We start from the raw sequence: 13479 nt of genomic DNA on the forward strand, positions 1-13479 counted from the left end.
GGTGGGTACCACAATCGGTCTTGACGGTAGGCAGACGTCGCGGCCCCGGCTATGATGGCAGCCCTGCCACAGCTCGCGCAGGATTGCATGCGCAGCGTGGATCACGTGGCTTCAGGGCAACAGGGCAGGACGGTTTTTCAGGGGGGCGCGAGTAGAATAGCGCTCGTTTTGTCCGAACCGGACCCGATTATTAAGCTTCATATGAACGACACGATCCAGGCGACCGACGCAGCCCATGCGCATTCGACGCACCAACACTCGATGCGGGCGCTTGCGATAGCGGCCATCGGCGTCGTGTTCGGCGACATCGGCACGAGCCCGCTGTATTCGCTGAAGGAGGCGTTCAGCCCCGCACACGGCATTCCGCTCACCGAAGGCTCGATTCTCGGGGTGATCTCGCTGCTGTTCTGGGCGATCATCCTGGTGGTCGGCATCAAGTATCTACTGTTCGTGATGCGGGCCGACAACAACGGCGAGGGCGGCGTGCTCGCGCTGATGGCGCTGTCGCTGCGGCCGCTCGACTCGAAAACCCGCGTCGCGGGCGCGCTGATGGCGCTCGGTATCTTCGGCGCGTGCATGTTCTACGGCGATGCGGTGATCACGCCGGCGATTTCCGTGATGTCGGCCGTCGAAGGTCTGGAGATCGCGACGCCGCACCTGTCCCATCTCGTGATGCCGATCACGATCGTGATCCTGATCGCGCTGTTCTGGATCCAGCGTCACGGTACCGCGATGGTCGGCAAGCTGTTCGGGCCGATCATGGTGCTGTGGTTCATCGCGATCGCGGCGCTCGGTGTGTATCACATCGCGCGCGTGCCGGGCATCATCGCGGCGATCAACCCGTATTACGCGGCGTCGTTCATGTCGGAGCATGTGCTGCAGGCTTATGTCGTGCTCGGTTCGGTCGTGCTGGTGCTGACCGGTGCGGAAGCGCTCTACGCGGACATGGGCCACTTCGGCGCGAAGCCGATTCGCCTCGCCGCATACGGGCTCGTGATGCCGTCGCTCGTGCTGAACTACTTCGGCCAGGGCGCGCTGCTGATCCAGAACCCGAAGGCGATCGAGAACCCGTTCTTCCTGCTGGCGCCGGAGTGGGCGCTGCTGCCGCTCGTCGTGCTGTCGACGGTTGCGACCGTGATCGCTTCGCAGGCCGTGATCTCGGGCGCGTATTCGTTGACGTCGCAGGCGATCCAGCTCGGCTACGTGCCGCGCATGAAGGTGCTGCATACGTCCGAGCTGGCGATCGGCCAGATCTACGTGCCGGTCGTGAACTGGCTGCTGCTGTTCGTGATCCTCTGCATCGTGATCGGCTTCAAGAGCTCCGACAACCTCGCCGCCGCGTACGGTATCGCGGTGACGGCGACGATGGTGATCACGACCGTGCTCGCGGCTGTCGTGATGGTGAAGGTATGGAACTGGAACCGGCTGCTCGTCGGCGCGATCATCGCGGTGTTCCTCGCGGTCGACCTCGGCTTTTTTGGCGCGAACCTGCTCAAGGTCGCGCAGGGCGGCTGGCTGCCGCTCGGCATCGGCGCGCTGCTGTTCTTCCTGCTGATGACCTGGTACAAGGGCCGCCACATCGTCAAGGAGCGTACGGCTGCCGACGGTATCCCGCTCGAGCCGTTCCTGCAGGGGCTGCTCGCGCATCCGCCGCACCGTGTGTCGGGCACAGCGATCTACCTGACCGGTAACGACAAGCTCGTGCCCGTCAGCCTGTTGCACAACCTGAAGCACAACAAAGTGCTGCACGAGCGGACCATTTTCCTGACGTTCGTCACGCGCGACATCCCGTACGTGCGCGACGACAAGCGCCTGAGTTCACGCGACGCGGGCGGCGGTCTGTACATCGTCAAGGCCGAGTACGGCTTCAACGAGACGCCGGACGTGAAGGCCGTGCTCGAGGAATTCGGCCGCACGCACGACATGACGTTCGAACTGATGGACACGTCGTTCTTCCTCGCGCGCGAAACGGTCGTGCCGACGCATCTGCCCGGCATGTCGATCTGGCGCGAACGCGTGTTCGCATGGATGCATCAGAACGCGGCGAAGCCGACCGACTTCTTCTCGATCCCGGCGAACCGCGTCGTCGAGCTCGGCACCAAGATCGAAATCTGATCGGTGCACGGGCCGCATAGGCGGCCCACGCCGATCCGGCAACGCTTCTTGCCGAAGCCATGAAAAAGCCCGCCTTCCGGCGGGCTTTTTTTGGTGCGTCGACAGCCTTCGCGTGTTCAGCGTTTCAGCTTCGCGAACGCCGCAGCCATCGCGCCGGCCGGTTCAGGCTCGCGCGAACGCTGCGGGCGCGCCGCGCCGCGGCCGGCATTGCCGCGATCCTGGCCGCCGCGCGGCGCCATGCCAGGTGCGGCCGCTTCGTCGTCGAGGCGCATCGTCAGCGAAATGCGCTGACGCTTCACGTCGACGTCGAGCACCTTGACCTTGACGACCTGGCCGGCTTTCACGACTTCGTGCGGATCCTTGATGAACTTCGTCGACATCGCGGACACGTGGACGAGGCCGTCCTGGTGCACGCCGACATCCACGAATGCGCCGAACGCCGCGACGTTCGTCACGACACCTTCAAGCAGCATGCCCGGCATCAGGTCAGACACCTTTTCGACGCCGTCGCGGAACGTTGCGGTCTTGAATTCGGGGCGCGGGTCACGACCCGGTTTTTCGAGTTCGGACAGGATGTCGCGCACGGTCGGCAGGCCGAAACGTTCGTCAACGAATTCGGTCGGCGACAGGCCGGACAGCGCATCACGGCTGCCGAGCACGTCGTCGATCCGCTTGTTGATCTTCGCGAGGATCCGTTCGACGACCGGATAAGCCTCCGGGTGGACCGACGAGCGGTCGAGCGGATTCTCGCCGCCGTTGATGCGCAGGAAGCCGGCTGCCTGTTCGAAGGTCTTGTCGCCGAGGCGCGGCACCTTGCGCAGGTGATCGCGCGAGGGGAACGGCCCGTTCGCATCGCGGTAGTCGACGATGTTGCGCGCGAGCGTGGCGTTCAGGCCCGAGACGCGTGCGAGCAGCGCGACCGACGCGGTGTTCGCGTCGACGCCGACCGCGTTCACGCAATCCTCGACCACCGCGTCGAGCGAGCGGGCGAGTTCGCGCTGGTTCACATCGTGCTGGTACTGGCCGACGCCGATCGCCTTCGGCTCGATCTTCACGAGTTCGGCGAGCGGGTCCTGCAGGCGGCGGGCGATCGACACGGCGCCGCGCAGCGACACGTCGAGTTCCGGGAATTCCTTTGCGGCCAGTTCGGACGCCGAGTAGACCGACGCGCCGGCTTCCGACACGACGATCTTCTGCAGCCGCAGTTCGGGGTGCTTCGCGATCAGCTCGCTCGCGAGCTTGTCGGTTTCACGGGACGCGGTGCCGTTGCCGATGCTGATCAGCTCGGCCTGCGTCTGCGCGGCGATGCGCGCGAGCTTCGCGAGCGAGCCGTCCCAGTCGCGCCGCGGCTCGTGCGGGTAGATCGTATCGGTCGCGAGCAGCTTGCCGGTGCGGTCGACCACGGCGACCTTCACGCCCGTGCGCAGGCCGGGGTCGAGACCGATCACGGCCTTCGGGCCGGCCGGCGCGGCCAGCAGCAGGTCCTTCAGGTTGCGGGCGAACACGCGGATTGCTTCGGCTTCCGCCGTTTCACGCAGTTGCGTGAGCAGTTCGTTCTCGATGTGCGGCTGCACCTTCACGCGCCAGCACCAGCGGCACACGTCGGACAGCCACTTGTCCGCCGGGCGGCTCTGGTTCGCGATCCCGAAATGGCGCGCGATCATCGCTTCGCCGGGATGCGGGATCTGCGCGTCGAGTTCCTCGCCGAGCCCGAGCTTGACGGTCAGCACGCCGGCATTGCGGCCGCGGAACAGTGCCAGCGCGCGATGCGACGGCACGGTGCGGATCGTTTCCGCGTAGTCGTAGTAGTCGCGGAACTTCTCGCCTTCCTCGTTTTCCTTGCCTTCGACGACCGCGGAGGACACGACGCCCTGGCTGTGCAGGTAGTCGCGCAGCTTGCCGAGCAGTTCGGCTGTTTCGCCGAATTGCTCGGACAGGATGTCGCGGGCGCCGTCGAGCGCGGCCTTCACGTCGGCGACGCCCTTGTCGGCATCGACGTACGCGGCGGCTTCCGTCTGCGGGTCGAGCAGCGGATTCGCGAGCAGCGCCTGCGCGAGCGGCTCGAGGCCGGCTTCGCGCGCGATCTGCGCACGCGTGCGGCGCTTCGGCTTGTACGGCAGATAAAGGTCTTCGAGCACCTGCTTGCTGTCGGCCGCGTCGATCGCGGCGCGCAGTTCGTCGGTCAGCTTGCCCTGTTCGTCGATGCTCGACAGGATCGCCGCGCGGCGATCCTCGAGCTCGCGCAGGTACAGGAGGCGTTCCTCGAGCTGGCGCAGCTGCGTGTCGTCCAGGTTGCCGGTCACTTCCTTGCGGTACCGGGCAATGAACGGAACGGTCGAGCCTTCGTCGAGAAGTTGCACTGCCGCCGCGACCTGGCGCGGCTGGACGGACAGTTCGGTGGCGATGCGCTGTACGATCTTGAGTGCTACGGTTTCCGTCATGTCGTGGATGATCTGCCTGCTGAAATCGCGGCGCGGGCCGGCAGGCCGCGCGCCGCGGGCTGCAAGACGGGCCCGCCGGACCAGATGCCGCGGGTGAGTGAAGCGGGGCATTTTGCCATAAATGGCGGAGCGTCCAGCCGGGGGTGATAGAATTTGACACATGTCCCGCAGCTTTCCTACGACGTTGCCAACTTCCCGCATTTCTCTCGTCGCGCTCGGCGCAGCGCTCGCCGCGGCTTTGTCCGCCGGGTCTACCGTCGCGTACGCACAGGCATCGGGCGCCACCGCGCCGGACGCCGCAGTGGCCGCGCCCGTCGCCCCCTCCACCACGCAGGATTTTGACGCCCGTCAAAAAGTGCTCAATCAACGTTCCGCGGAAAACGATTATCGTTATGCCGTGGCGGAGCACGATTGTTACAGCAAGTTCTTCGTCAATCACTGTCTCGGCAATGCGCGCGACCGGATGCGCGAGGAGCGGGCGAGCATCCGTCAGGAGCAGCTCGCGCTCGACGACGAACAGCGCGCGGTGCGGGCGCAGCAGCGCGACCAGCAGCAGGCGTTGAAGCAGGCGCAGAATGCGGCGGAAGCGCCGCAGCGCGCGGCGAACGATGCGGCGAACGCGGCTGCGTTCCGCGACAAGCAGGAGCAGAATGCGCTGAAGCAGGCGCAGCGCGGCGCCGAAGGCCCGCAGCGCGCCGCGAACAAGCAGGCATACGACCAGAAGCAGGCAGACTTCCAGCGCAAGCTCGACCAGGCGCGCCAGCAGGGCGCGCAGAAGGCGCAGGAGCGGGCGGACAACGCCGCGCGCTACGAGCAGAAGCAGAAGGAAGCCGCCCAGCACAAGGCCGATGTCGAGCGGCGTCAGCAGGAAGCGGCCGACAAGGCCAAGCAGCAACAGCAGGGGCAGTAACGTGTTGGATTGATCCGGAGTCAGTCTCGTGCGTGCCGGCACGCCAGTCGGCGCGCTGCTTCGATGAGGAGGCGCATATGCAAAACCGTCCCACGGAACAGCAGCAGGAATTGCACAACCGTTTGGCTGCATTGCAGGAGCAGCACCAGCAGCTCGCTCGGGAGATCGAGCTGAAGGAAGGACACTCCGACATCGATGACATCACGCTGCACCGGCTGAAGAAGGAAAAGCTGGCGGCCAAGGACAAAATCATTTTGCTGCAATCGCAGCTGGAACCGGATAAGCGCGCCTGAGCGCGGCCTGGCAAGCGCCGGCGCCGCTCGGGCGCTGGACACAGGAACGCTTGCCTTGAATTCACCGCTTGATGCCAAACCCGATTCCCGGCGTGACGCGTCGTCCGCCGGGCGCGTTCGTGCGCCCGAAGGCACCTTCGAGCTGAGCCGCAAACGCGTCGACGAACTCGACACGATCTTCGGCGACGGCGGATTGCTCGCGCGCGCGCTCGACGGCTATCACCCGCGTCAGTCGCAGATCGAGATGGCGCGCGCGGTCGCGTCCGCGATGGAGGCGTCCGCGCGCCGGATGCCCGAGCCGGAGATCTTCGAGACCCGCAAGCGGCCGGCGCGCCGCCTCGGCGAAGGCGACAAGGCGGCCGAATCCACCGCGGAGGGGGTTGCGCCCGAAGCCGACGGCGACGCTAGCGACAATACGCTGATCGTCGAGGCCGGCACCGGCACCGGCAAGACCTATGCGTACCTGGTGCCCGCGATGTTGTGGGGCGGCAAGGTGATCGTATCGACCGGCACGAAGCACCTGCAGGACCAGCTGTTCCAGCGCGACATCCCGACCGTGCGTAACGCACTCGCGGTGCCGGTGACGGTCGCGATGCTCAAGGGCCGCTCGAACTACCTGTGCCATTACTACCTGCAGCGCACGGCCGACAACGGTCGCTTGCCGTCGCGCCAGGATACCGCGTACCTGCAGGAAATCGTCCGGTTCGCCAAGGTCACGAAGAGCGGCGACAAGGCCGAACTCGCGAGCGTGCCGGAGACGGCACCGGTGTGGTCGATGGTCACGTCGACGCGCGACAACTGCCTCGGCCAGGAGTGCCCGCATTACAAGGAATGCTTCGTGATGCAGGCGCGCCGCGAGGCCCAGCAGGCGGACATCGTCGTCGTCAACCATCACCTGTTCTTCGCCGACATCATGCTGCGCGACACCGGGATGGCCGAACTGCTGCCGAACGCGAACACGGTGATCTTTGACGAAGCGCACCAGTTGCCGGAGACGGCCACGCTGTTCTTCGGCGAGACGCTGTCGACCACGCAGATCCTCGAACTTGCGCGCGACACGGTCGCGGAAGGCCTGAGCCATGCGCGCGATGCGGTCGAGTGGGTGAAGCTCGGCGGCGATCTCGAACGTGCGGCGCGCGACCTGCGTCTCGCGTTCGCGAACGACCAGATCGTGCGCATGTCGCTCGCGCAACTGGGCGACGATCACCCGATGTTCGCCGCGCTCGACGCGCTCGAAGTGGCGCTCGATGCGCTTGCCTCGGCGCTCGCGAGCCAGGCCGAGCGGGCGGAGTCGCTCGGCGCGTGCCTGCGGCGCGCACGCGAGCTGCAGGACCTGCTCGCGGGCTGGGTTGCGCCCGGCGCGGCGGAAGCGGCCGCGAAGGCCGATGCCGCGGCAGCCGGCGACAAGGCGGCCACCGACGACCCGAACGAAAAGGTGCGCTGGGTCGAAGTGTTCGCGCATACCGTCCAGCTGCACGAGACGCCGCTGTCGGTCGCGCCGATTTTCGCGAAGCAGCGCGCCGGCGTGCCCCGCGCGTGGGTGTTCACGTCGGCGACGCTGTCGGTGCGCGGCGACTTCACGCACTACGCGGCCCAGATGGGCCTCAGCTCGCGGCGCTCGATGACCCTCGCAAGCCCGTTCGACTATCAGACGCAGGGCCTGCTGTATGTGCCGCGCAACCTGCCGCAGCCGTCGTCGCCGGCGTTTACCGATGCCGTGTTCGATGCGGCGTTGCCGGCGATCGAGGCGTCGGGCGGCGGCGTCTTCATGCTGTGCACGACGCTGCGCGCGGTCGACCGGATCGCGTCGAAGCTGCGCGACGTGATCGAGTCGCGCGGCTGGAACACGCCGCTGCTGGTGCAAGGCGATGCCAGCCGTACCGAACTGCTCGATCGTTTCCGTTCGTACGGCAATGCGATCCTCGTCGGCAGCCAGAGCTTCTGGGAAGGCGTCGACGTGCGCGGCGACGCGCTGTCGCTCGTTGTGATCGACAAGCTGCCGTTCGCGCCGCCTGACGATCCGGTGCTGGCCGCGCGGCTCGACGCGCTGACCAAGAAGGGCTTGAGCCCGTTCGCGGTTCACCAGCTGCCTCAGGCCGTGATCACGCTGAAGCAGGGCGCAGGCCGGCTGATTCGCGCGGAGACGGATCGCGGCGTGCTGATGATCTGCGACACGCGGCTCGTCGACAAGCCTTACGGTCGACGGATCTGGCAGAGCCTGCCGCCGTTCAAGCGCACCCGCGAGATCGCAGTCGTGCAGGACTTCTTCGACGAACATCGCGCGGCAAAGCGCGCGTGATCGCGCTGCCGCCTGCTGCGGGCGGCACCAACAAAAAACCCGGCTCGATGGCCGGGTTTTTTGTTGGTGCTCGGGCGTCGCTCAGAACTGCCACCACGACTTCTTCGTGCCGGGGCGCGAATGGCCGGTGATGTACGGGCTGTCCGGGAAGGTCCCCGCGAGCACGCGCTTCGTGTCTTCCGCGAGTTCCGGCTGGTTCAGCTTGCCGTACGACAGGATCATGATGTGCAGCGCGTCCTCGATCGCCGGCGCGCCCTTGTAGTCCTTGATCGCAAGCTGCGCGCGGTTGATCGCCGCGACATAGGCGCCGCGCCGATAGTAGTAGTCGGCCGCGTGCACCTCGTGCGAGGCGAGCGCGTTGACGATGTAGCGCATCCGGGCGGCGGCGTCGGGCGCATACTTGCTCTTCGGGTAGCGGTCGACGACGACCTTGAACGCGTCGTACGATTCGCGCAGTGCCTGCGGATCGCGCTCGCTCATGTCCTGGCCGGAGAAGCGGCCGAACAGGCCGAGATCGTCGTTGAAGTGGATCATCCCCTTCAGGTAGTACGCGTACGGGATATCCGGGTGATCCGGATGCAGCTGGATGAAGCGGTCGACGGCCTGGTCGGCGGCTGCCGCTTCGTTGTCCTTCCAGTTGCAGTACGCGACGTTGATCTGCGCCTGTTGCGCGAAATGGCCGAACGGATCGCGACCTTGCAGCGATTCGAAATATTTCGCGCACTTGCCCCAGTCGCCGCCGGACAGTGCGTCCTGGGCCTCTGAGTATAATTTGTTGTTCGACCAGGTAGCCGTCTCGTCCTGCTTCTGCGGCAAGCCGTGGCAGCCGGCGATGAGGGCCGCGGCCGCTACCGCCGCAGCTCGGGCGGCGACGGTTTTGGCCGTACGTTTGGTCGAATTCATCATGCTCGCATGTCCTAGCTTCAAGTCTCGGTGACCCAGTCTAAATGACCCGTTCAAGTTCGCAGAATGCCCCGCAGGGCAAGTCAAATCGCGAAGATTATAGCCCAAGCGATCGGCCCGCCGACGCTGCGTCGGGGGATTCCCCCGATGACGATCTGGCTGCAGGCGCGATGCAGCCGCCTGTCGTGCCGTCCGCGGCGGTCGACGAGGCCCCGCGCGTCGTCGAAGTGCCGCTGTCGCTCGCGGGTGAGCGCCTCGATAAAGCGCTTGCCCAACTGTTCCCCGAATTCTCCCGCAGCCGCCTGCAGAGCTGGATCGAGGCGCAGCGCGTGCTGGTCGACGGCGCGCCGGCGAAGATCCGCCAGCCTGTGCCGCTCGGCGCAAGGATCGAGCTCGTGCCCGACCTGCTGCCGGAGCAGCTGGCGTTCACGCCGGAGCCGGTGCCGCTCGACGTGATCTACGAGGACGACGCGCTCGTCGTCATCAACAAGCCGGCGGGCGTCGTCGTCCATCCGGCTGCCGGCAACTGGAGCGGCACGATCCTCAACGGCCTGCTGCACCGCTACGGCGACGCGGCGGCCGGCCTGCCGCGCGCGGGCATCGTGCACCGGCTCGACAAGGAGACGTCCGGCCTGATGGTGGTTGCGCGCACACTCGCCGCGCAGACCGACCTCGTGCGCCAGCTGCAGGCGCGTACCGTGAAGCGCCGCTATTTCGCGCTCGTGTGGGGCATGATGCCCGAAGACGGCACGATCGACGCGCCGATCGGCCGCGATCCGCGCGAGCGCACGCGCATGGCCGTCGTCACCGGCGCGTCGGGCAAGCCCGCGCGCACGCATTTCCGTACGGTTGACACATGCATGTGGCAACGTCAGCCGGTGTCCGCGATCCAGTGCGATCTCGAAACCGGCCGTACGCACCAGATCCGCGTGCACTGCGCGCATGTCGGGCATCCGCTGCTCGGCGATCCGGTGTACGGGCGCGCGCGCGGCAAGCGCTCGGTCGCGCCGCTGCCGGGCGGGTTCGCGCGGCAGGCGCTGCACGCCTGGCGGCTCGGCCTCGTGCATCCGGTCACGGGCAAGACGATGCAGTGGCGTTGTCCGTTGCCGGACGACATGAACGCGCTCGTCGCGGTGCTGGGCTTCGGGCAGGGCGACGAGGAATTCGACGATGAAGACGGTGTCTACGACGATGACGATTTCGCCGGCGAATATCAGGATCACGACGACGATTACGACGATGAGGAGGAGTGAGTGCCGATGACGAACCTGGCGCCGTTGACGTGGCAGGACTGCGTGCGGCCCGACTGGCAGGTGGCGCCGCGCGTGCGTGCGCTGATTACGACGCGCGACGGAGGCGTGAGCGAGGGCCCGTACGGGCGCTGGCAGGACGGCGCCGCGTTGCCGGGCGGGATGAATCTCGGCCTGCACACCGGTGACGATCCGGCCCATGTCGCCGCGAATCGCGCGCGCTTGCTCGCGCTGGCGGGCCAGTCGCGAGCGGCATGGCTCGAACAGGTTCACGGCGCGCGGATCGTGCGTGCGGACGAAGTGATCGAGGCCGCGCCGGGTGCCGAGGCGCCCGTGCGGGCCGACGCGAGCGTGACGGACCGCGCGGGCGCGGTCTGTGTCGTGATGGTCGCCGATTGCCTGCCGGTGCTGTTGTGCGACGCGCGGGGCCGGGCGGTGGGTGCCGCGCATGCTGGCTGGCGCGGGCTCGCGGCCGGCATCGTCGAGCAGACCGCGGCCGGCGTCGCGGCACTCGCCGGCGGCGCGACGGATGATCTCCATGCGTATCTCGGGCCCGCGATCGGCCCGCGGGCGTTCGAGGTCGGCGCAGACGTGCGCGAGGCGTTTCTCGACACGGCTCCGCAGTCGGAGCATGATGAGACGCGTCAAGCGTTCGTCGTGATCGACGGCGCGCCCGGCAAGTACCTCGCCGACCTCTACGCGCTTGCGCGCCTGCGCCTCGCGCGCGCAGGCGTGACGCACGTGAGCGGCGGGACCGCCTGCACGGTCACCGAGCACGCGCGCTTCTATTCGTACCGGCGCGATCGCGTGACCGGCCGCATGGCGGCGGCGATCTGGCTGGCCGATTGACTGCTGACCGCGCGCACGTGCGCGCGGCTTGGCTTGTTGCGCTGCGAAATTGGTTATTGCGATATTGGCGCGGCAATGCGGCGTTGCATGGACAATCGAATGAATAATCGCGAAGTCAAGTCAATCAAAATGTTTTATGTTTCGCCGGAAGCCTTGTCCAGCTTGTTGCGCGCGGATTATCTCCGAGCAGAAATGCTCGGTGGTTTGACGCAGTGCTTCACATGGGGAAAACGATAATGATAAAAATACCGCACTGCGGCAGAATCTGGAGACGCCTCTCCAGAGCATGACGGCCCGGCTCGCAGCCGGCACGCCGCGCGCGAGCAGGATTTCACGATTGACGCTCACGAATCACCGGTAAGGCAGGTAATGACAGCATCGAAAAATTCGTCGACGTCCGCTCAAGCGGGCACTTTCGCGGGCAGCACCGGATTCGACCAGGCTACCCAGCCGATGCAGCAGATGTTCGAGGCATGGCTGAACGCCTGGCGCGGTTTCGCCGATCCGGCGCGCGCCTCGACGGCGGCGACCACGGCGAATCCGTTCGCCGCATTCCAGTTCCCGACATCCGTTCCGTTCCAGATGCCGTCGATGCCCGACCTGGGCGCCTTCGGCGGCCTGGCTTCGCCGTTCGCGGGATTGAAGCTGCCCGTGGCCGCGATCCCGCCGGAACGGCTCCAGAAGCTGCAGGCCGATTATGCGCGCGACTGCGTGACGCTCATGCAGCAGGCCGCCGCCGCGAAGCTCGAGTCGCCAGAACTGAAGGACCGCCGCTTCAGCGGGGATGCCTGGAAGGCGTCGCCCGCGCATGCGTTCGCGGCTGCGTGGTATCTGCTCAACGCGCGCTACCTGCAGGAACTGGCCGACGCGCTCGAGACCGATCCGAAGACGCGCGAACGCATCCGTTTCTCCGTCCAGCAATGGACCGCCGCGGCCGCGCCGAGCAACTTCCTGGCGCTCAATCCCGATGCACAGAAATCGATCCTGGAGACGCAGGGCGAAAGCCTGCGGCAGGGGATGATGAACCTGCTCGGCGACATGCAGCGCGGCAAAATTTCGCAGACCGACGAATCGCAATTCGTGGTCGGCAAGAACCTCGGGTGTACCGAAGGCGCGGTCGTCTACGAGAACGACCTGATCCAGCTGATCCAGTACGCGCCGAAGACGGACAAGGTGTTCGAGCGGCCACTCCTGATCGTGCCGCCGTGCATCAACAAGTTCTACATCCTCGACTTGCAGCCCGAGAATTCGCTCGTCGCGCATGCGCTGTCGAACGGCCATCAGGTGTTCCTCGTGTCGTGGCGCAACGCCGATGCGTCGGTCGCGCACAAGACGTGGGACGACTACATGAACGAAGGGCTGCTCGCGGCGATCGACGCCGTGCAGCAGATCAGCGGCCGCGAGCAGATCAACACGCTTGGTTTCTGCGTCGGCGGCACGATGCTCGCGACCGCGCTGTCGGTGCTCGCCGCGCGCGGCGAACACCCGGCCGCGTCGATGACGCTGCTGACCGCGATGCTCGATTTCACCGACACCGGCATCCTCGACGTGTTCGTCGACGAGGCGCACGTGCAGATGCGCGAGCAGACCATCGGCGGCAAGAACGGCGCGGCGCCGGGGTTGATGCGCGGCGTCGAGTTCGCGAACACGTTCTCGTTCCTGCGGCCGAACGACCTCGTCTGGAACTACGTCGTCGACAACTACCTGAAGGGCCGCACGCCCGCCGCGTTCGACCTGCTGTACTGGAACAGCGACTCGACGAGCCTGCCGGGCCCGATGTACGCGTGGTACCTGCGCAATACCTATCTCGAGAACAAGCTCCGCGTGCCGGGCGCGCTGACCGTGTGCGGCGAATCCGTCGACCTGTCGCGCATCGACGTGCCGACCTTCATCTACGGGTCGCGCGAGGATCACATCGTGCCGTGGCAGACGGCTTACGCATCGACGTCGATCCTGACGGGTCCGCTGAAGTTCGTGCTCGGCGCGTCGGGCCACATCGCGGGCGTGATCAATCCGCCGGCGAAGAAGAAGCGCAGCTACTGGGTCAACGACAACGATCTGCCCGGATCTGCGGACGACTGGTTTGCCGGTGCGACCGAGCAGCCGGGCAGCTGGTGGACGACCTGGGTCGAGTGGCTCGACCAGTACGGCGGCCGCAAGGTGGCGCCGCCCGCCAAGGCCGGTTCCGCGCAGTTCCCGGTGATCGAGCCGGCACCGGGCCGCTACGTGTTGCAGCGCGATTGACGAAAGACGGACAGCGGCGCACGCTGTCCGGTGCACCGCAGTTTTTTAACAGGGCCGGTAGCGATGCGCCGCGTCGTGCGGGCCTGGAGGAAAGGGAAATGACGGACGTAGTGATCGTATCGGCCGCGCGGACCGCGGTCGGCAAATTCGGCGGTTCGCTCGCGAAGATCGCGGC

General features: G+C 66.6%; 10 protein-coding genes. 7 read left to right on the forward strand and 3 right to left on the reverse strand.

Annotation, left to right across the window (positions count from 1 at the left end):
- Positions 1-201 precede the first annotated feature (201 nt).
- Positions 202-2115 (forward strand): potassium transporter Kup, encoded by a 1914-nt coding sequence (locus tag DIE11_RS08035; RefSeq protein WP_124622663.1) that lies wholly within the window; start codon positions 202-204, stop codon positions 2113-2115.
- Between the two features lie 116 nt (positions 2116-2231).
- Here DIE11_RS08035 and DIE11_RS08040 read toward each other — a convergent pair whose 3' ends face one another.
- Positions 2232-4556 carry a Tex family protein gene (locus tag DIE11_RS08040; protein WP_124622665.1) on the reverse strand — a complete coding sequence of 775 codons (2325 nt, stop codon included), beginning with the start codon at positions 4554-4556 and terminating at the stop codon, positions 2232-2234.
- Between the two features lie 160 nt (positions 4557-4716).
- On the opposite strand from DIE11_RS08040, the gene DIE11_RS08045 reads away from it, so the two are divergent.
- The 3 genes from DIE11_RS08045 to DIE11_RS08055 all read left to right on the forward strand — a co-directional run bounded on the left by DIE11_RS08045 (position 4717) and on the right by DIE11_RS08055 (position 8058).
- Positions 4717-5466: a hypothetical protein gene (locus DIE11_RS08045; protein ID WP_124622667.1), complete on the forward strand. Its 750-nt coding sequence runs from the start codon at positions 4717-4719 to the stop codon at positions 5464-5466.
- Between the two features lie 77 nt (positions 5467-5543).
- Entirely contained in the window at positions 5544-5759 is a 216-nt protein-coding gene (locus DIE11_RS08050; protein WP_006755091.1) for a YdcH family protein, read from the forward strand.
- A 55-nt stretch (positions 5760-5814) separates the two neighbouring features.
- Positions 5815-8058: an ATP-dependent DNA helicase gene (locus DIE11_RS08055; RefSeq protein ID WP_124622669.1), complete on the forward strand. Its 2244-nt coding sequence runs from the start codon at positions 5815-5817 to the stop codon at positions 8056-8058.
- A gap of 81 nt (positions 8059-8139) precedes the next feature.
- On the opposite strand, the gene DIE11_RS08060 is transcribed toward DIE11_RS08055, so the two are convergent.
- Positions 8140-8964: an outer membrane protein assembly factor BamD gene (locus DIE11_RS08060; RefSeq protein WP_059604424.1), complete on the reverse strand. Its 825-nt coding sequence runs from the start codon at positions 8962-8964 to the stop codon at positions 8140-8142.
- Between the two features lie 41 nt (positions 8965-9005).
- On the opposite strand from DIE11_RS08060, the gene DIE11_RS08065 reads away from it, so the two are divergent.
- From DIE11_RS08065 to phaC, 3 genes are all read left to right on the forward strand, one after another.
- Positions 9006-10214, forward strand: a complete 1209-nt coding sequence (locus tag DIE11_RS08065; RefSeq protein WP_124622671.1) for an RluA family pseudouridine synthase — start codon at positions 9006-9008, stop codon at positions 10212-10214.
- Between the two features lie 6 nt (positions 10215-10220).
- Positions 10221-11060 carry a peptidoglycan editing factor PgeF gene (pgeF, locus tag DIE11_RS08070; RefSeq protein WP_124622673.1) on the forward strand — a complete coding sequence of 280 codons (840 nt, stop codon included), beginning with the start codon at positions 10221-10223 and terminating at the stop codon, positions 11058-11060.
- Positions 11061-11429: 369 nt separating this feature from the next.
- Positions 11430-13304, forward strand: a complete 1875-nt coding sequence (phaC, locus tag DIE11_RS08075) for a class I poly(R)-hydroxyalkanoic acid synthase (protein ID WP_124622675.1) — start codon at positions 11430-11432, stop codon at positions 13302-13304.
- On the opposite strand, the gene DIE11_RS36705 is transcribed toward phaC, so the two are convergent.
- Positions 13283-13479: hypothetical protein (locus tag DIE11_RS36705; RefSeq protein ID WP_221622451.1), on the reverse strand; the 197-nt coding region annotated here is incomplete at its 5' end. The genes phaC and DIE11_RS36705 overlap by 22 nt on opposite strands.

This window comes from Burkholderia sp. Bp9012 (assembly GCF_003853825.1).
Taxonomy (GTDB): Bacteria; Pseudomonadota; Gammaproteobacteria; order Burkholderiales; family Burkholderiaceae; genus Burkholderia; species Burkholderia diffusa.

Bases quoted from the DNA above. Each gene is read 5' to 3' on its own strand.
- DIE11_RS08035 (WP_124622663.1), top strand. From the start codon at position 202: ATGAACGACACGATCCAGGCGACCGACGCAGCCCATGCGCATTCGACG.
- DIE11_RS08040 (WP_124622665.1), bottom strand. From the start codon at position 4,556: ATGACGGAAACCGTAGCACTCAAGATCGTACAGCGCATCGCCACCGAA.
- DIE11_RS08045 (WP_124622667.1), top strand. From the start codon at position 4,717: ATGTCCCGCAGCTTTCCTACGACGTTGCCAACTTCCCGCATTTCTCTC.
- DIE11_RS08050 (WP_006755091.1), top strand. From the start codon at position 5,544: ATGCAAAACCGTCCCACGGAACAGCAGCAGGAATTGCACAACCGTTTG.
- DIE11_RS08060 (WP_059604424.1), bottom strand. From the start codon at position 8,964: ATGATGAATTCGACCAAACGTACGGCCAAAACCGTCGCCGCCCGAGCT.
- DIE11_RS08065 (WP_124622671.1), top strand. From the start codon at position 9,006: ATGACCCGTTCAAGTTCGCAGAATGCCCCGCAGGGCAAGTCAAATCGC.
- pgeF (WP_124622673.1), top strand. From the start codon at position 10,221: ATGACGAACCTGGCGCCGTTGACGTGGCAGGACTGCGTGCGGCCCGAC.
- phaC (WP_124622675.1), top strand. From the start codon at position 11,430: ATGACAGCATCGAAAAATTCGTCGACGTCCGCTCAAGCGGGCACTTTC.